Origin of the sequence: Flavobacterium sp. K5-23, assembly GCF_023278045.1 — a bacterium.
Lineage (GTDB): Bacteria > Bacteroidota > Bacteroidia > Flavobacteriales > Flavobacteriaceae > Flavobacterium.
On the sequence record NZ_CP056783.1, the window covers coordinates 777,078 to 796,870 of the forward strand.

Consider the following 19,793-nt stretch of genomic DNA (forward strand, 5'->3'; position numbering starts at 1 on the left):
AATGAATAATCAGAATACGTTAGTAGCCAAATTTATACTCTCTCTTCTATTTATAGCTGGTTGTCATTCGACTTCCTTATTTGCGCAAGAAAAAAAGGCAACAGCGACAACCAAAAAAGACCCAAAATCCTTTTTCGCTAAACCTGATTTAATGCAAATTGGGGTGTATTATTATCCCGAACAGTGGCCAAGAGAACAATGGGAACGGGATTTGAAAAACATTAAAAAACTAGGATTTGAATTCACCCATTTTGCTGAATTTGCTTGGACTTACATGGAACCCGAAGAAGGGAAATATGATTTTAAATGGCTTGATGAGGCGCTGGCTATAGCCGAAAAAGAAGGTTTAAAGGTAATTCTTTGCACCCCAACGCCAACCCCTCCGGCATGGATGGGCGATAAACACCCCGAAATCTATTTGGTGGATGCTAATGGTCGTCGAAGGGAACATGGCAATAGAGCTAATGTATCTGTGACTAATGAAAAATACCGCGAATATACGGATCAGATTGTGTCTGAATTAGGGAAACGATACGGCAAAAATAAAAACATTATGGGCTGGCAAATCGATAATGAACCTTTGGCTACTGCCGATTTCAGTCCTTCGGCACGCAAAGCATTTCAAATTTGGCTTAAAGCCAAATACGGAACTATTGAAAAATTAAATACAGAATGGGTTGGGAATTTTTGGAGCACCCGTTATAATAACTTTGAACAAATAATTCTGCCCAATGCTGAAATTTATTTTGAAGATAAACTAAGTCCGCATGCTATTTTAGATTTCAAAAGATTCACTTCTGATGCCCAAGCAGATTACCTAAACAGACAGGCGGAAATCCTTCGAAAACACATCGATTCAAAACAATGGATAACCACCAATTTTACCAATGTCATTTATGATGCAGACCCACGAAGTGCCGATAAAATGGATTTCATTACTTATACCATGTATCCTGTAAGCGGACAAAACCATCTTGGAGGCGACAATTTTAGAATGGGATCCCCAAATAAAATCTATGAAGCCAACGATTATTACCGTTCCATAAATGGCGTTACTGGAGTGATGGAATTACAGCCGGGACAAGTAAACTGGGCGGGAATCAATCCTCAATTATTGCCGGGAACGGTGCATATGTGGATTTCACAAGCCTTTGGTGGCGGATGTTCTTTTACCTGTACGTACAGATACAGACACCCACTGGGAAGTAGCGAAATGTACCATGACGGAATAGTAGGAACTGATGGAGTTACCCTTACAACAGGCGGGAAAGAATTTGTGGAGGCGATACAAGACATGAAATTATTGCGAAAAGAATACGATCCGAAAGCGCTTCTTCCTCAAAATACCGCCAAAAGAAAAACGGGATTTTTATGGAGCCATGAAAATCTTTGGGATTTGGAAAACCAAAAACAAACTAAATTTTGGAACACTTGGAAACACAGAAACACCTATACTGCTGCCATAAAATCTACTGGAGCCCCAATGGATTTTATCACTGAAGAAGATAATTTTGCTGACTATCCGTTTATTGTGGCACCCGCTTACCAGCTTATCGATCAAAAAATAGTCGCAAAATGGCAAAAATATGTAGAAAATGGCGGGAACTTAATCTTATCTTGTCGTACGGGACAAAAAGATAAAAACGGACACTTTTTTGAAGCCAATTGGAGTGCTCCTATTGTACCGCTAATTGGTGCTGATGTTGACTTTTTTGATATGTTAATCACAGATGTAAACGGAATTGTGAAAGCGGGAGAAAACAACTACCAATGGAATACTTGGGCAGATGTATTAACCCCTAAAAAAGGAACGGAGATTTTAGCGACCTACGAAGATCAATTTTACAAAGGAAAAGCAGCAGCTGTTACACGAAAATTAGGCAAAGGAACCGTTACTTATATCGGGGTGGAAAGTAACGATGGAAACTTAGAAAGACAAATTGTACGCACCGTTTACTCTCGAGCCAATGTGGCAATTGAAGATTTACCAAAAGGCGTTTTCATAGAATGGCGAGATGGTTTTTATGTGGGTGTGAATTACACTAACGAGCCAATAAATCTGCCTATTCCCAAGGGAAACAAAATACTGATTGGTCAAAACCCTTTACTGCCCGCACAAGCTGTAATTTGGAAATAAAAAGGAATGTTTAAAAACAAATAAAAAGTAACGATGACTTTTTCAGAAGCAACAATTCAACACTTAGTAAAAGAACATTACGGATTAACAGTAACCGTGAAATCATTAAGTGGGTATGATGAATTAAATTTTCTTTTATCGAATGAAAAAAAAGAAAAATACATTCTAAAAATATCCAATGAGAGTCATCCGTTTCCTTTTTTAGAGGCACAGGTTAAAATCATTCAGCATCTAACAAACAGTGCAATTTCAGATCGTTTTCAACACTTTTCAATCAATAAACAAGGCCAAGAATTAACCAAAATAGTGGTGGATTCAAAAACCTATTATCTACGAATTCTAAACTTCTTGGAAGGAGTTTTTTGGGTTGAAAAAGAAGCTAAATCAACTGAATTATTTTACAATTTAGGCTGCTTTATGGGGAATATGGATCATGTTCTTCAGGATTTTTCCCATCCGGCAATGCATCGCAATTATACATGGGACATCAGTAGAGCCAGTGAAGCCAATGACAGTCTAAAACACATTCCAGATCACGAAAAAAGACGCATTGCAGGCTATTTCCTGCTACAGTTTGACACAGAAGTACTGCCGCAAATACATCATTTACGACACGCTTACATTCATAACGATGCCAATGATTACAACCTATTAGTTCAAGATAACCGAGTGAGCGGTTTAATTGATTTTGGTGACATGGTTTACACTGCACTTATCAACAACTTGGCGATAACTTGTGCCTATGCGATGCTTGGCGAAGAGGACCCATTAGCCGTTGCTGCTTTGATTGTAGAGGGATACCATAAATCCTATGCGCTTACCAAACAGGAATTGGATTTATTGTATTATTTGATAGCGGGAAGACTTTGTATCAGCGTAACACAATCTGCTTATAATGCTTCGTTAGACAGCAACAATGAGCATCATTTTATCACTGATAAACCAGCCTGGGCTTTATTGTTCGAACTTATAAAAATCAACCCAATCAAGGCACAAGATGCGTTTCGAAGAGCCTGTGGTTTTGAAGGTGTAATCAATGATGATGATTATGCCGATTTATTGGAAATTCGTCAAAAAAAGGTAGGTCGAAATTTGAGCATTGGCTACAAAGACAAATTGAAAATTGTTAAAGGAGCCTTGCAATATATTTACGATGATAAAGGAAGAACCTTTGTTGATTGTGTAAACAATCCTTCACATGTAGGGCATTGCCATCCTGTTGTGGTTCGAAGAATGCAAAAACAAATTGCCACTTTAAACACGAACACTCGATATTTAAACGACACGATAATAGAATATGCCGAAAAACTTACTGCAACATTACCACCCGCTTTAAGTGTGTGCTATTTTGTGAATTCGGGTAGTGAGGCTAATGATCTGGCGATAAGAATGAGCCGTCATTACACCAAACAAAAAGATCTTATCGTACTGGATCATGCGTATCACGGAACCTCAACAGTTGCTATGGAAATGAGTCCGTATAAATTTGATGGCAAGGGCGGTTTTGGTAAAATGCCTTGGATTCATAAAGCCATTAATCCCGATTTATACAGAGGTCCTTATAAATATGGTGACGCAAATGCAGGCGAAAAATATGCCGCCGATGTGCAACGAATCATCGAAGATTTAAAAAAAGAAGGAAAAGCACCAGCTGTTTTTATCTGCGAAACCCTATTGGGTGTTGGTGGACAAATTCCGCTTCCGGAAAATTATTTAAAAACGACTTATGAATATGTGCGAGCCGCAGGCGGTGTGTGTATTGCTGATGAAGTTCAAGTTGGTTTTGGAAGAATAGGCGATTATTTCTGGGGATTCGAATTGCAAAATGTAGTGCCAGATATTGTGGTTTTAGGGAAACCAATAGGAAATGGTCATCCGTTAGCCGCTGTTATTGTCACTAATGAAATTGCTGATGCTTTCAATAACGGAATGGAATATTTCAACACCTTTGGCGGAAATCCTGTTTCTATGACTGCCGGTTTAGCGGTCCTGGATGTGATTCAGGAGGAGGAAATGCAACAACACGCACTTGAAGTGGGGAATCACCTAATGGATGGATTGCGGAATTTAATGGAAAAATATCCGATTATTAGCGACGTTCGAGGACGTGGATTATTTATTGGTGCGGAGATGGTGAAAGACCGACACACAATGGAACCAGCAGTCTCTGAAATTGACATCGTAGTAGAAAAAATGAAAGAGAAAGGATATTTATTGAGCACTGATGGACCTTTACACAACGTTTTAAAAATAAAACCGCCGATGCCTTTCAACAAACAAAATGCCGATGAAATGGTACAGTTTTTAGATATCGCTCTTAGTGAGTTGTAGAAAAAATTACCTGAAATAATAAAAAGCTTCCAATTGTAATTGATTGGAAGCTTTTTTATTTATTTACCTCCCAACATTTCCATCAATTCCAAGGCTCTTCTGGTAGATTTTACATTGTCAAAAGTCAAAAGTAATCGCAATCCGTTTGGAGTTTGTTTTTCTTTTATTTTGCAAATGGCACTTTGGGTTTGAACAAACTGCATAACGGCCAAGAAACGGTTTGATTGGTAATAATCGGACTGTTGATCTGATACAAAATAACCAATCATCTTTCCTTGTTTCATTACCAGTTTCTCAATTCCTATGCTGCTGGCAATCCACTTAATTCGGATGCTGTTCATTAAAGCAATCGCACGTGGTGGCATAGGCCCAAAACGGTCAATTAATTTTTTCTGGAAAAGCTGTAAATCTTCTTCGTTTTTAATAGCGCCCAATTCGTTATACAAATTCAAACGTTCGCTAATATTATTGATGTATTCGTCTGAAAACAGCAACTCAAAGTCGGTGTCGATTTGCAGGTCTTTTACGTATTCCTTAGTCTCAATATTATTCTCCGTAGGGTACAATTCTTTGAATTCGTTTTCTTTCAATTCTTCGATCGCCTCGTTCATTATCTTTTGATAAGTGTCAAAACCTATTTCGTTGATAAAACCAGATTGTTCTCCTCCTAATAAATCTCCAGCTCCACGAATCTCCAAATCTTTCATCGCAATATTAAATCCACTTCCCAGTTCACTGAACTGTTCCAAAGCTTGAATTCTTTTTCTGGCATCATCTGTCATTGCTGAATAGGGAGGACAAATAAAATAACAAAATGCTTTCTTATTGCTACGTCCCACACGACCCCGCATTTGATGCAAATCTGACAGTCCGAAATTATTGGCGTTATTGATGAAAATGGTATTTGCATTTGGAACATCTAACCCGCTTTCGATTATGGTAGTCGCGACTAATACATCAAACTCTCCATTCATAAAAGCCAGCATAAGTTCTTCGAGTTTTCTTCCCTCCATCTGTCCGTGACCAATTCCTACTTTTGCATTAGGCACTAATCGCTGAATCATTCCGGCCACTTCCTTAATATTCTCAATTCGGTTATTAATAAAGAAAACCTGACCGTTACGCTGAATTTCATACGAAATCGCATCTCGAATCAGCTCTTCGCTAAAACCAACTACATTCGTTTCGATAGGATAACGATTTGGCGGAGGTGTCGTAATTACGGATAAATCCCGGGCCGCCATTAACGAAAACTGCAAGGTTCTTGGGATAGGTGTTGCAGTCAACGTCAATGTGTCGACATTGGCAGCTATTGTCTTTAATTTGTCTTTTACGTTTACACCAAACTTTTGTTCCTCATCCACAATCAGTAATCCCAAATCTTTAAAGACTACATTTTTATTGACCAATTGATGGGTTCCTATGACGATATCGAGTTTCCCTTCGGCCAATGCTTTTAAGGTTTCTGCTTTTTGCTTGGCTGTTCTAAAGCGGTTTAAATAACCAATAGAAACCGGCATATCTTTCAACCTTTCCGTAAAAGTGCGGTAATGCTGGTAGGCCAAAATAGTTGTTGGGACCAATATCGCCACTTGTTTACTATTATCAACGGCTTTAAAAGCGGCACGAATCGCTACTTCTGTTTTTCCAAAACCTACATCACCACATACCAAGCGATCCATTGGTCTATCGCTTTCCATATCCGCTTTTACTTCGGCTGTCGATTTCGTTTGATCCGGCGTATCTTCATATATAAACGAACTTTCCAGTTCGTTTTGCAAATAGCTATCGGGCGCAAACTGAAAACCTTTGTCCAATCTTCTTTTGGCGTAAAGCTGAATCAAATTGAAGGCAATATGTTTAACACGTGCTTTGGTTTTTTGTTTTAAAACTTTCCAAGCATTCGAACCTAATTTGTAAATCTTGGGCGGAGTTCCGTCTTTACCGGTATATTTTGAGATTTTGTGAAGCGAATGAATACTCACATATACAATATCATTATCTGCATAAACCAGCTTAATAGTTTCCTGCGTTTTACCCTCAACTTGTATTTTTTGCAATCCACCAAAACGCCCTATTCCGTGGTCGATATGCGTTACATAATCCCCAACGGACAAAGTAGTCAATTCTTTTAAAGTGATGTTTTGCTTTTTCGAATAACCACTTTTGATGTTGAATTTATGATAGCGTTCAAAAATCTGGTGATCCGTATAGCAGGCAATTTGGTTTTCCTCATCAATAAAACCTTGGTACAAAGGCAAAACGATGGTGTTGTATTGTTTTCGAATGTTCTCCGAGTTGGCTTCATCTAAGGTTTTTTCCCTCGTTTTTATTGTTTTTGATTGGTGGTCAAGAACCGTCTCATCAGCTTTACTTTTCTGAATGAAATTTTCATCTAAGACGGTTTCAAAAATATCGTGAAAGCGTTTCGCCTGATTTTCATTCGAACAAAACAAATAATTCTTGTAACCGTTAAAATGGTTGTCGTTCAGATTATTCAGCAACAAATCAAACTGTTTATTGAAGGACGGCTGCGGCTGAATGTGAAATTCAAATTTCTTTGCAATTTTATAAACAGGCTTAGCACTCAGTTCCACAATCGAGAAATCCAACGCTCTTTTAACAAAAGCAGCTTGATTCAGGAACAATTGATCTGGTGTGGCGTGTTTAATATCCTTAGACAATTTTTCGAAAGCTTCTTCGGCTTTGGCAAAATGGGTGTCTAATTGTGCTAATAAATCTTCGGTATTTTGAATGAAAATTACGGTTTTCTCCGAAATGTAATCCAAGAAACTCTCTCTGTTTTCCTGAAATATTTTGTTTTCCACATTGGGAATAATGGTAATCTTTTTTTGGATTTCCAATGACAATTGAGTCGCTACATCAAAGCTTCGAATGCTCTCCACTTCATCACCAAAAAACTCGATACGGTACGGATTATCATTCGAAAAAGAAAAAACATCGACGATTCCTCCACGAACAGAAAATTCACCCGGTTCTGTAATGAAATCGACTCTTTTAAATTCATATTCGAATAAAACTTCATTGATAAAATCAATAGAAATCTTGTCTCCTACAGATACTTTTAGCGTGTTTTTGTCGAGCTCCTTCCGAGTCACCACTTTCTCAAAAAGGGCCTCAGGATAACTGACGATAATTGCCGGTTTTTTACGGGAATTGATTCTGTTGAGCACTTCGGCTCGAAGCAAAACATTCGCGTTATCCGTTTCTTCAATTTGGTACGGACGACGATAGGAACCAGGGTAAAACAAAACATCTTGGTCACCAACCATTTGCTCCAAATCATTCAAGTAGTAAGCGGCTTCCTCTTTATTGTTTAAAACAACTAAAAATGGGGCTTCGGCTTTTTTAAAAATGGCCTGAATAACAAATGAAACTGCAGATCCCAACAAACCATCAAGATGCATTTTTATCGAATTATTCTCTTGTAATCCCTTAACAATCTGTTGGATTTTAGGCGATTTATCGTAGATAGTATATAAGACAGATTTACTCAACTCGAGGTAGATTTGGGTCAACTTTCACATTTGGAATCGCTCTGGCGGTATCCATCATTTTCATTAATTCAGACTCGCCTTCTTCCAGCGGAATTTTGCTTTTTTCCACAATTTTGTCCATTTGTCTCTGTAAAGAGGCTAGTTCAACATTGATTTCTCCAACTAACAAAACCACCTTTTTATCAGGAATGTTATCCAAGTGGATGAATAAATCCAACAAGCTTACTTTGGTAATCAAGGTAGCGATGCGGCTTCTTATTTGGGGCTTGTTAAATTCAGGTGGGATATTGTTATTAAGCAAAATAGCTTTTTTAGTAATTGCCGTTGCTTTATTTTGAAAGGCACCAATGGTTTTCTTCGGTTTCTGAGCTAATTCCTCTAAGAATTGGCGAAATTCATTCCAACTAGCCACAGTGGCTTCTGAAGCGGTATTGATGGGAGTATCATAAAATACCCATCCCTTATTTATATTTGAAAAAATGACTTCCTTCTTTTTGATGTCTTTTTCATTTTCAGCTAGTCGTTTCCCGTTTTCATCCTTGCAGGAATGCAGAACAAAAACTAGAAAAAGAAGGCTTGCTATTTTATATTTCATATTTGTTTTTTATTATTTTTAATGGTCATCTACTCTTTCCTTGGAATAAGTTCCGTCTTAAATAAGGTTCCATTATCCCTTTTCAACTGCATTTGCATTAAAGCACAAAGTTACAAAGTAAATTTACAAATACGAATTACAAAAGGCGAATTACAGATTGATGCTTTACATTGCGTTTTTTACACATAAAATGCCAAAAACATAAATTCTAAATAGCCAATTCAGTATATTTTATATCGAAATTACAAAGTCAATTTAGCAGTCATTAATTATTTACGAAAACGTTATATTTGTGCTACAAAAACTATCAAGATGAATCCGAAAATATTAATTATAGGTGCTTGCGGGCAAATTGGGACGGAACTAACCCAGAAATTAAGGAAGATGTACGGGACGGATAACGTCATTGCTTCAGATATCCGAAAATTAAACATTGATGTAGTAAACTCAGGCCCTTTTGAAGTGGTGAATGCCTTAGATTTCAATCAGATTGAAAATCTAGTGGAAACACACCAAATTACTGATGTCTATCTAATGGCTGCCTTATTATCTGCAACAGCAGAGAAAAATCCCGCTTTTGCTTGGGATTTGAATATGAATTCACTTTTCCACGTTCTTAATTTGGCGAAAGCCGGAAAAATAAAGAAAATATTTTGGCCTTCCAGCATTGCTGTTTTTGGGCCAACCACTCCAAAAGAAAACACACCACAATACACCATAATGGAACCTTCAACCGTTTACGGAATAAGCAAGCAATCCGGAGAAAGATGGTGTGAGTATTACCACAATATCTTTGGGGTTGACGTGAGAAGCATCCGTTATCCTGGTTTAATCAGCTGGTCATCGCCTCCAGGTGGTGGAACTACTGATTATGCAGTTGATATTTATTACAAAGCACTTGCCGACAAGCAATACGAATGCTTTTTATCATCGGAAACTAAAATGCCAATGATGTATATGGACGATGCTATAAACGCAACCATAAATATTATGAAAGCGCCTGCGGAACAAATCAAAATTCGTTCTTCTTATAACTTAGCGGCAATGAGTTTTACGCCAACAGAAGTTGCTGCCGAGATTAAAAAACACATTCCAGAGTTCACCATCTCCTACGAACCAGACTTTCGTCAAAAAATAGCCGATAGCTGGCCAGCGAGTATTGATGACCATCAAGCTAGAGAAGATTGGGGCTGGAATCACGAATTTAATCTAGAAACCATGACGGTTGATATGCTAGAGCATTTGAAATAATAAATAGGGTTAAAAACAAAAAAATAGGCTATCCAAAAATAATTTTGAGATAGCCTATTTTTTTTAAGTGGAATAGTTATGCTTATTTTGAATCAATTATATTCTCGAAATCAATTTTTTCAAACTCGAACTCCTTTGTTTTACCATTAATGCATTTATTAATAATTAATGGAAATAATCGTGCGTTTTCAGCGACCACCATAAGTCTATAGTCTACCTCATTATTCTTTCTTGTATATTTAAAAACAGTTACTCCCTTTTTCTTGTCAAGAATGAAAATTTCAAGTTTCGTCTTTTCGTTTTCAAGACCTTTATAATAAATGATGCATTTGTTATTTGACTCTTTACTAGAATTTATTTGATAGTTATACAATTCAAAATCATTGAAAAAAATCGCTTTATCATAAATACCTACTTGTTGGTTTGTGCTAAAATCACAAGGAGAATATACATAATAGTCCATTTTATAGGAATACAAAGGAATCCATTTTGAAGGTATCTCTTTATATCTGTTTTTGTTCTTATTAGAAATTTCAGGAAACGAACTGAAATCAATAATATCTTTATAGTTATCAGAATTCTTATTAGGTTCAATAAATATTTCATGTCGTTCAAAGCCATTATTTTCTTTTAATAAAAAAATGGTGTCACTTAAATGCTGTGCAAATAAATTACTCGCAAATAAGTTCACTGCGGATATGAGTAACATTAGAGCTGGTTTTTTCATGTTTTTAAATTCTCAGATTTAATCCTTGTTGATGACATGTTTGCGTTTTTCAAGCAATCTCTTTAGTTTATAATATTTTTACAATTTAGGAGTTTTTATTAAAATTATAGCTTATTACTTATAAAAAAAATACTTTTTGATGTTGTTTTAAAACCACTGTATACAACAAGAGGCTGCCTTATATTAAGACAGCCTCTTGTTGTTTATCCATATGAACTATTACTTCACTTCATAAACATTATTTGCTTGCTTCACATCGGCCATTAAACCGCTTGGATCAATGGTAATTTTCTTGATCGTGTTTTTTGCTTTAGCAATAACAAACTCATAATTAGATGCTGCCCAAGTCCAGTCATTTAAAACGGTTCTTTTCACAGATGGATTTGGATTTTCTTTTTCGAAATTCATCATACGCAAGGGAACGTAAAAACTTTCTTTACTTCCATCAACATATTCCACTAATAGGTCAATAGGCATTGGCATTCTACCAATTCTTTCTAAACTTACAGTGGTTGCGTCACCATTTTCAACGACACTTTTAATTCCGTAATCAATAGTGTTTGTGGTTTTAGTCCAATCAGTCAAATACCAATCTAAGTTAGCGCCTGAAACACGTTCCGCTGTTCTCTTGATATCGTTTGGCGTAGGGTGTTTGAACTTAAAATCTTGGTAGTATCTTTTAATAGTTTTAGATAAATTGTCTTCCCCAATAACATAGTTCAATTGCGATAAAAAGATGCTTCCTTTTACATAGGAAGAAACGCTATAAGGTCTGTTTTCATCATAACGATCACCGTGCGTAGCCTGTGTTTGCTCCTTACCGGATTCTATTAATTTATAATAAGAATTATAATTCCCCTTAAACGGGTTTTCAACTTTTTTATCTGACAAGTCATTTATCACTAAGTCTTCTACATAAGTTGTAAAACCTTCGTCCATCCAAGGATGTTTGGATTCATTAGAAGCTAAAATATGTTGAAACCATGAGTGTCCTAATTCATGTGTTGCCGTTCCATAAATACCTTCAATAGTACCGTTTCCTAACATCAAAGTACACATTGCATATTCCATACCGCCATCACCACCTTGTATGAATGAATACTGCTTGTATGGATAATCCCCTATTTTCTTGTTGTAAGAATCCATTACTTTTACCATCATAGGTTGTAATTTCTTCCATTTTTCAGTAGTTTCTGGATTGTTTTTATACAAGAAATGAATCGCTACATCATTAGGTCCGTTTACCACATCGTGTGAATAATTTTTGTCAGCAGCCCAAGTGAAATCATGTACCATTGGTGCCACAAAATGCCACGTTAAAGTTTTGGTTCTCCTAGGATAATTAACTGTAACTCCTTCGTCTTGGTATCCCTTTCCTATTTCGTTAGGATTTTGCAAATAACCAGAACCTCCTATTACATAGTCTTTATCGATTGTAATATTTACATCAAAATCTCCCCATACACCGTGAAATTCTCTAGCGATATAAGGATCAGCATGCCAACCTTCAAAATCAAATTCGGCCATTTTAGGGTACCATTGTGACATTGACAATTCCACTCCTTCGGAATTGTTTCTACCAGAACGACGGATTTGTACCGGAACTTGACCTTCAAAATCCAGCGTTAAAGTAGTTTTCGAATTAGGCAAAATAGGATGTGCCAAAGTAACTTCAAGAATAGTTCCTGCCGTTTTTGTAACAGCAGCAACACCGTCTTGTTTAAAATTGGTTACATTTAAATACCCAATTTCATTTGGCTTCAAATATTGAATACGGCTTTCTTTAATTTCTTTTCCGTCCACTTTCGTTTTAGTGACCATTCTTGCATCAGGATCTTTGATAGTATACAATCTTGCATCCATTTCGCTTCCTGGTTGGAATGCATTATTAAACAAATGGTAATACACTTTTTTAAGAGTATCAGAAGAATTATTGGTGTAAACCAATTCTTGCTTCCCTTTATACAGATAGGTTTTCACATCCATCTTCACATCCATTTTATAATCGACATGTTGTTGCCAATATCCTGAACTTTGAGCACTTAATGACCCAAAACTAAGTGAGATAATTGAAATTAAAAAAAATCTTTTCATGGTATTTAAATAAAAAATGGAAGGACGTGAGTCCTTCCATTAGATTAACAATTATTTGGTTTATTTCTTAGACATTTTTTCAGCCATTAATAAAGCATTGTAAGCATTTACTATTTTTCCAGATTTAGACAAAGTTGTAAAAGAACGAACGTCTTTTGGGTTACCCCCAACAACTACATCAGCAGTAATTGCAACACCTGAATCCATTAAAATATGTTTTACTTGAGAAGCTGATAATTTTGGATAATAAGAACGAATCACCGCAGCAACTCCAGCTACATTAGGCGAAGCCATAGAAGTTCCTTGTAAATATTTATAGCTGTCTTTTGGAGTAGTTGCGTAAATTTTTACTCCCGGTGCAAAAACGTCAACATTTACTTTTCCAATGTTTGAGAATCGAGCCACTACTTTATTCCCGTATTCAAAATTCAAAGCTCCAATTGTGATTAAATTATCTGCAAATTCAGTTACTTTATCAGCTGAATCATTAGGGTAATTATGTTCCGTATCGATATCTTTTGAATCATTTCCGGCAGCATGAACAATTAGAACATCATGCTTTTCAGCATATATAATTGCATCATAAACCCATTGCTTATGTGGAGAAAAGCTTTTTCCAAAACTTCCGTTGATTACTTTCGCTCCATTATCAACTGCATAACGAATTCCTAAAGCAATATCCTTGTCATATTCATCACCGTCAGGCACAGCACGAACAGTAAGAATCTCAACATTTCCTGCTATACCATCTCCTCCAATAGCGTTGTTTCTACTTTGAGCAACAATTCCAGCAACGTGAGTTCCGTGAAGAGCACCATCTTTGTCTGGTCCTATAACATTATTGTTCCCGTATTTAGTATCCGTTAAATCATCTGGATTATCACCTACTACTTTTCTGTAATCTTGCTTTAAATTATCACCACTAAGAACGCCAGTTGCTTTTTCTATTTCGTCTTGCAAACCCGCTTTTAAATCTTCAATTGGCATCCCAAAAGAAAACATCTTTTGAATCATCTCTTTAGCCTTTAAAACAGTTTCTTCTTTCGAGTTAATTGCTTTAACTTCTTCTAGAGTGTAGCTTCCTTTTTTTAATTCTTTTGCGATAATTTCATCCGAAGATTTTAAACCAGACAGCATTTCCTCGTATCTTGATTTCCCTACTTTTGCTTCAGCTATTTTTTCGTCATTGATTGCTTTAGCTTCTTGATAAGTTTCCTCATCAACCAGGTTTTTATTTTTAATGATTCTTTCATATTCAAGATTTTCTTTGGTGGTATCTCCTAGAAAATTCCAACCGTGAATATCATCGATATAACCGTTATTATCATCATCAATTCCGTTACCTGGAATTTCTTTTGTGTTTGTCCAAACAACTGATTTCAAATCTTCGTGTTCGATATCAACACCAGAATCTACAATCCCAACAATTACTTTTACTCCAACTTTGTTTTTTAACAATTCAGAGTAAGCTCTATCTACACTCATTCCTGGAATCGTATCATTAACGATATCTAAGTGACTCCAACGTTTTAATTCATTTTCTTTTAAAGTTAATTTTTTAGTAACATTTAAAGGAGCGCTTATCACTGCTAAAGAACTGAAACTTGAAACTTGTTTTTGGGCTCCACATCCTGCTAATACCAATACGGAAAAAGCAGAAAGGAAAATGGGTTTAATACTATTCATTATATAATTTTATTGAGTTTGATTATGCAATATTAGTCTAATCTTTGTTTTTTTGTTACACACTTCACTGGGATTAACACTATCTTAAGATTTCCTCACAGCTATAAACGTCCTTCAACCTCACCCCTTTTTCGGTATGCTGCACAGTTATGATTTCGTTATGAGCATCATGTTCCAGGAACAAATAGTAATTGTTATCGACTGCGGCATTCAGGAATTTGGTTTTCTCCGGCATTGTCAATAAAGGTCTTGTATCATAGCCCATAACATAAGGAATAGGAATGTGTCCGGCTGTTGCCAATAAATCCGCCATAAATACAATTGTTTTACCCTGATATTGAATGTGAGGAATCATTTGCTTCTCGGTATGACCATCGGCAAAGAAAATCCCAAAACCTAACTCTGATTTTTCCAAGAAATCTCCTTCGGGTCTTTTGATAAAATTCAGTTGGCCGCTTTCTTGCATTGGTAAAATATTCTCTGACAAAAAAGACGCTTTCTCTCTAGGATTTGGTTTTGTTGCCCATTCCCAATGATTGTCATTAGACCAGAACTTAGCATTCTTGAAAGCGGGTTCATATCCAGTCTTGTCTTTGTTCCACTGAATGCTTCCGCCACAATGATCAAAATGCAAATGCGTCATAAAAACATCCGTAATATCATCACGATGAAAACCATATTTAGCCAAAGACTTATCCATAGAATGGGTTCCCCAAAGGGAATAATGACCATAAAACTTCTCGGATTGTTTGTTCCCCATTCCGGTATCAATCAGGATGAGTTGGTTTCCGTCTTCAATTAGCAAACATCTTGCTGCAATATCTATTAGGTTATTCGCATCGGCAGGATTTGTTCTGTTCCAAATTGTTTTTGGAACCACACCAAACATACCGCCACCATCGAGCTTAAAATTACCAGTTTCTATAGGATAGAGTTTCATTTTAAATAAATTTAAAGATTGAAAATTTAAAGATTACTTCCTCTTTAAATTAAAAAACAGTTGCAATTTACTAAAATCAGTTGGTGTAGAAAGGAATTCAATAGACATTTTCTATTTCTCCATTAGTTATAAAAATGTTATCGATTATGGAAAAAGGTTTTTATACACTACCTTTGTCGTTAATTTAGACAAAATCAATATAACGAAGAAATAAGCATCCTGAAACTACTGATTCTCAAATCACTGTTTCAGTGCAAATTCTAAGTTTACAATAATAATAAACAATAAAACCCATGATAAAAGTTTCTGATACTGCCAAAAAGAAAATCATCGATTTGATGAATGACGATGGCTTTGACGCTACTACAGACTACGTTAGAGTAGGTGTGAAAAGTGGTGGATGCTCTGGTTTGTCTTATGATTTGAAATTTGACAAAACCAAAAGCGAAGACGATAAAATTTTCATTGACAACGATATCACAATTGCTGTAGAAAAAAAATCTTTCTTGTATCTAGCTGGAACAATATTAGAATTTTCAGGCGGAATAAACGGAAAAGGATTTGTTTTCAACAATCCAAACGCGAATAGAACTTGTGGATGTGGAGAATCGTTTTCTCTTTAAACAAATAAAAAAGATTTAAACTATTAATAAGCTAAGTTAATTAAGCCTTAACGAACCTTAATTTCTTAATGGTTTTAAAAAACAAAAATATGTCAAAATACACAGAAGACGATTTAAAAATCGAACTCGAAAATAAAGAATACGAATACGGATTTTACACCGAATTAGAATCGGAAACGTTTCCTGTTGGTTTAAATGAAGATATTGTTCGTGCCATATCACTTAAAAAAGAAGAGCCACAATGGATGACCGACTGGCGCATTGAAGCTTTTCGTGCTTGGCAAGAAATGATTGAGCCGGAATGGGCAAATGTAAATTATACAAAGCCAGACTTTCAGGCCATCTCTTATTATTCAGCTCCAAAAGCGATTGACCCTAATAAAACATTAGACGATGTAGATCCGGAACTTTTAGAAATGTATAAAAAGTTAGGTATCTCAGTCGATGAGCAAAAAATGATGAATAATGTGGCAATGGATATTGTAGTAGACTCTGTTTCAGTTGCTACAACATTCAAGAAAACATTAGGAGAGAAAGGAATTATCTTTATGAGTATTTCTGAAGCCATTAAAGAGCATCCAGAATTAGTTCGCAAATATTTAGGAACAGTTGTTCCGCAAAAAGATAACTTTTATGCAGCATTAAACTCTGCTGTATTCTCTGATGGATCTTTTTGTTATATTCCAAAAGGCGTTCGTTGTCCAATGGAACTTTCGACTTATTTCAGAATCAATCAAGCAGGAACAGGACAGTTCGAAAGAACATTACTTGTTGCTGACGAAGGTAGTTACGTAAGTTACCTTGAGGGTTGTACTGCGCCAAGTCGTGATGAAAACCAATTGCACGCAGCAGTAGTGGAATTGATTGCCCTTGACGATGCCGAAATTAAATATTCTACCGTTCAAAACTGGTATCCCGGAAACAAAGAAGGTAAAGGAGGAGTTTTCAATTTTGTAACCAAAAGAGGGATCTGCGAGAAAAACGCTAAAATTTCTTGGACACAAGTAGAAACAGGATCTGCAATAACTTGGAAATATCCATCTGTTATTTTAAAAGGAGAAAATTCAACAGGAGAATTTTATTCGATAGCTGTAACTAATAATTTCCAACAAGCAGATACAGGAACTAAAATGATCCATTTAGGTAAAAACACTAAATCGACCATTATTTCTAAAGGTATCTCAGCAGGAAAATCACAAAACAGTTATAGAGGATTGGTACAAATTAGTGCTAATGCTGATAACGCCAGAAACTTTTCGCAATGTGATTCTTTGCTAATGGGTAATAATTGTGGTGCACATACTTTCCCTTATATCGAAAGCAAAAACCCATCTGCCAAAGTGGAACATGAGGCTACAACAAGTAAAATTGGTGAAGACCAAGTTTTCTATTGTAACCAACGTGGAATTCCAACAGAGAAAGCAATTGCTTTAATTGTAAACGGTTTCAGTAAAGATGTATTGAATAAGTTGCCAATGGAATTCGCAGTAGAAGCACAAAAATTATTAGAAATTTCATTAGAAGGATCTGTAGGATAACCTTTTTAAGACAATATAAAAAAAACAACATGTTAAGTATAAAAAATTTACACGCCTCAATTGGGGATAAAGAAATTCTAAAAGGAATTAACCTTGAAGTAAAAGCAGGAGAAATTCACGCAATAATGGGACCTAACGGTGCTGGGAAAAGTACACTAGCTTCTATCATTGCAGGAAATGAAAACTACGAAGTAACCGAAGGTGAAATATCTTTAGAGGGCGAAGATCTTAGTGAACTAGCTCCTGAAGAAAGAGCGCACAAAGGAGTTTTTCTTTCATTTCAATATCCAGTGGAAATTCCGGGTGTATCAGTTACAAACTTCATGAGAACGGCTATCAATGAAACACGCAAAGCAAACGGACAGGAAGAAATGCCTGCTAAAGAAATGCTGAAAGTGATTCGTGAGAAATCAGAATTATTAGAAATTGACCGTAAGTTTTTGTCACGTTCTCTTAACGAAGGTTTCTCTGGTGGAGAGAAAAAACGTAATGAGATTTTCCAAATGGCGATGCTAGAACCAAAACTGGCTATCCTTGACGAAACTGATTCTGGATTGGATATCGATGCATTGCGTATCGTTGCTAACGGAGTGAACAAACTGAAAAGCGATAAAAACGCAATTGTAGTTATCACCCATTACCAAAGATTATTAGACTATATCGTTCCTGATTTCGTTCACGTATTATACAATGGAAAAATTGTAAAATCAGGCGGAAAAGAACTAGCTCACGAGCTGGAAGAAAAAGGATACGACTGGATTAAACAAGAACAAGAAGCGTAAAAATAGTTTGCAGTATACGGTTTGCAGTTTGCAAAACTCATAACTTATAACTCATAACTTATAAATACCAAAAATGGATTTAAAAGAAAAATTAGTATCGTCTTTTATGGCTTTTGAAGAGCGCATCGATGTTCACTCTGAACTTCATGATGTACGCACAGAAGCGATAAAAAACTTTGAAAATAAAGGTTTCCCAACTAAAAAAGAGGAAGCTTGGAAATACACTTCGCTTAATGCCATCCTAAAAAATGACTTTTCGGTATTTCCAAAAGTAGAAAACAACATCCAGTATTCTGATGTTAAAAAATATTTTTTACATGAAATAGACACGTACAAAGTAGTGTTTATCGATGGTGTTTTTAGCTCGCATTTATCATCAACAACACATGAAGGAATTGATGTTTGCTTGATGGCATCGGCATTGAACAAGCCAAAATACAAAATGATTATTGACACCTTCTTTAATCAAATTGCCAATAAAGAGGACAGTTTAACTTCGTTGAATACGGCTTTCGCCAATGAAGGAGCGTATATCAACATCCCAAAAAGCAAAGTAGCGGATAAACCTATTGAGATAATGTATTTCTCAACAGGAAACGAAGCTGCCCTTATGGTACAGCCAAGAAACTTAGTGATTGTAGGCGAGAATTCTCATGTGCAAATCATCGAGCGTCATCAAAGTTTAAGCGGAAATCCTGTTTTAACCAATTCGGTTACCGAGATTTTTGCTCAAAAACGTGCTATTGTAGATTACTACAAAATTCAAAATGATGATCTTGCAGCGAACCTAATAGACAACACTTACGTTTCTCAAAAACAAGAAAGTCACGTTTCAGTTCACACCTTCTCTTTTGGAGGAAACCTAACTAGAAACAACCTGAATTTCTATCACTTTGGTGAAAGATTGACAAGTACTTTGAACGGAATCACGATTATTGGTGAAAAGCAACACGTAGATCATTATACTTTAGTGAAGCATTCCACTCCAAACTGTGAAAGTTTCCAGGATTACAAAGGAATCTATTCTGATCGTTCAACGGGTGTTTTCAACGGAAAAGTATATGTTGAGAGAGAAGCTCAAAAAACAAACGCTTTCCAAAAAAGCAATAACATTTTATTGAGCGACAAAGCGACAATCAACGCAAAACCACAATTGGAAATTTTTGCCGATGACGTAAAATGTTCTCACGGATGTACAATTGGACAACTGGATGAAACTGCTATGTTCTACATGCAACAACGTGGAATTCCTAAAAAAGAAGCCAAAGCTTTATTGATGTACGCATTCTCAAATGCCGTAATCGAAAGCATCAAAATACCAGAATTGAAACAAAGAATCACAAAAATCATCGCTACTAAATTAGGAGTGAAAATTGGGTTTGATTTGTAAAATATAACCACAAGGTTCACGCAAAGGGCGCAGAGTTTTACTAAACTTTGCGCCCTTTGTAATTTTAATTATTTGAGGAGCTATTTATTTCGTCAGTTCGCTTCGCTCGTGCCCTGCTATACATTTCATTCACATCAAACTTACCGTCACTTTAATACCCATCCATACGATTACTAAATAT

Annotated in this window: 13 protein-coding genes; 7 read left to right on the forward strand and 6 right to left on the reverse strand. The window is 36.1% G+C overall.

From position 1 onward, the window contains the following. Window position 1 precedes the first annotated feature (1 nt). The gene (locus FLAK523_RS03455; protein ID WP_248906580.1) at window positions 2-2,137 is read left to right on the forward strand and encodes a beta-galactosidase; all 2,136 of its coding nucleotides are present in this window, start codon (window positions 2-4) and stop codon (window positions 2,135-2,137) included. 33 nt (window positions 2,138-2,170) lie between these two features. Then, window positions 2,171-4,468 carry an aminotransferase class III-fold pyridoxal phosphate-dependent enzyme gene (locus FLAK523_RS03460; protein ID WP_248906582.1) on the forward strand — a complete coding sequence of 766 codons (2,298 nt, stop codon included), beginning with the start codon at window positions 2,171-2,173 and terminating at the stop codon, window positions 4,466-4,468. A 59-nt stretch (window positions 4,469-4,527) separates the two neighbouring features. On the opposite strand, the gene mfd is transcribed toward FLAK523_RS03460, so the two are convergent. Further along, window positions 4,528-7,986 (reverse strand): transcription-repair coupling factor, encoded by a 3,459-nt coding sequence (gene mfd / locus FLAK523_RS03465; protein WP_248906584.1) that lies wholly within the window; start codon window positions 7,984-7,986, stop codon window positions 4,528-4,530. After that, a complete protein-coding gene (locus tag FLAK523_RS03470; RefSeq protein WP_248906586.1) occupies window positions 7,979-8,581 on the reverse strand; it encodes a hypothetical protein in 603 nt (200 codons plus the stop codon). Before FLAK523_RS03470 ends, mfd begins: the two co-directional genes overlap by 8 nt. A 312-nt stretch (window positions 8,582-8,893) precedes the next feature. On the opposite strand from FLAK523_RS03470, the gene FLAK523_RS03475 reads away from it, so the two are divergent. Further along, window positions 8,894-9,832, forward strand: coding sequence for an L-threonine 3-dehydrogenase (locus FLAK523_RS03475; RefSeq protein WP_248906588.1), 939 nt, complete (start codon window positions 8,894-8,896; stop codon window positions 9,830-9,832). Between the two features lie 82 nt (window positions 9,833-9,914). Here FLAK523_RS03475 and FLAK523_RS03480 read toward each other — a convergent pair whose 3' ends face one another. The 4 genes from FLAK523_RS03480 to FLAK523_RS03495 all read right to left on the reverse strand — a co-directional run bounded on the left by FLAK523_RS03480 (window position 9,915) and on the right by FLAK523_RS03495 (window position 15,279). After that, complete coding sequence (locus tag FLAK523_RS03480) at window positions 9,915-10,541, reverse strand: hypothetical protein (RefSeq protein ID WP_248906590.1); 627 nt, start codon at window positions 10,539-10,541, stop codon at window positions 9,915-9,917. Window positions 10,542-10,778: 237 nt separating this feature from the next. After that, window positions 10,779-12,653, reverse strand: coding sequence for a M1 family metallopeptidase (locus tag FLAK523_RS03485; RefSeq protein ID WP_248906592.1), 1,875 nt, complete (start codon window positions 12,651-12,653; stop codon window positions 10,779-10,781). Between the two features lie 60 nt (window positions 12,654-12,713). Further along, entirely contained in the window at window positions 12,714-14,339 is a 1,626-nt protein-coding gene (locus tag FLAK523_RS03490; protein ID WP_248906594.1) for a S8 family peptidase, read from the reverse strand. A gap of 79 nt (window positions 14,340-14,418) precedes the next feature. Then, a complete protein-coding gene (locus FLAK523_RS03495; RefSeq protein ID WP_248906595.1) occupies window positions 14,419-15,279 on the reverse strand; it encodes an MBL fold metallo-hydrolase in 861 nt (286 codons plus the stop codon). A gap of 293 nt (window positions 15,280-15,572) precedes the next feature. On the opposite strand from FLAK523_RS03495, the gene FLAK523_RS03500 reads away from it, so the two are divergent. The 4 genes from FLAK523_RS03500 to sufD all read left to right on the forward strand — a co-directional run bounded on the left by FLAK523_RS03500 (window position 15,573) and on the right by sufD (window position 19,612). Further along, window positions 15,573-15,902: an iron-sulfur cluster assembly accessory protein gene (locus FLAK523_RS03500; RefSeq protein ID WP_248906597.1), complete on the forward strand. Its 330-nt coding sequence runs from the start codon at window positions 15,573-15,575 to the stop codon at window positions 15,900-15,902. Window positions 15,903-15,991: 89 nt separating this feature from the next. Beyond that, entirely contained in the window at window positions 15,992-17,440 is a 1,449-nt protein-coding gene (gene sufB / locus FLAK523_RS03505) for a Fe-S cluster assembly protein SufB (protein ID WP_248906599.1), read from the forward strand. A 29-nt stretch (window positions 17,441-17,469) separates the two neighbouring features. Next, the gene (sufC, locus tag FLAK523_RS03510; RefSeq protein WP_248906602.1) at window positions 17,470-18,222 is read left to right on the forward strand and encodes a Fe-S cluster assembly ATPase SufC; all 753 of its coding nucleotides are present in this window, start codon (window positions 17,470-17,472) and stop codon (window positions 18,220-18,222) included. Between the two features lie 73 nt (window positions 18,223-18,295). Continuing rightward, window positions 18,296-19,612, forward strand: a complete 1,317-nt coding sequence (gene sufD, locus FLAK523_RS03515; protein ID WP_248906604.1) for a Fe-S cluster assembly protein SufD — start codon at window positions 18,296-18,298, stop codon at window positions 19,610-19,612. Window positions 19,613-19,793: the final 181 nt, after the last annotated feature.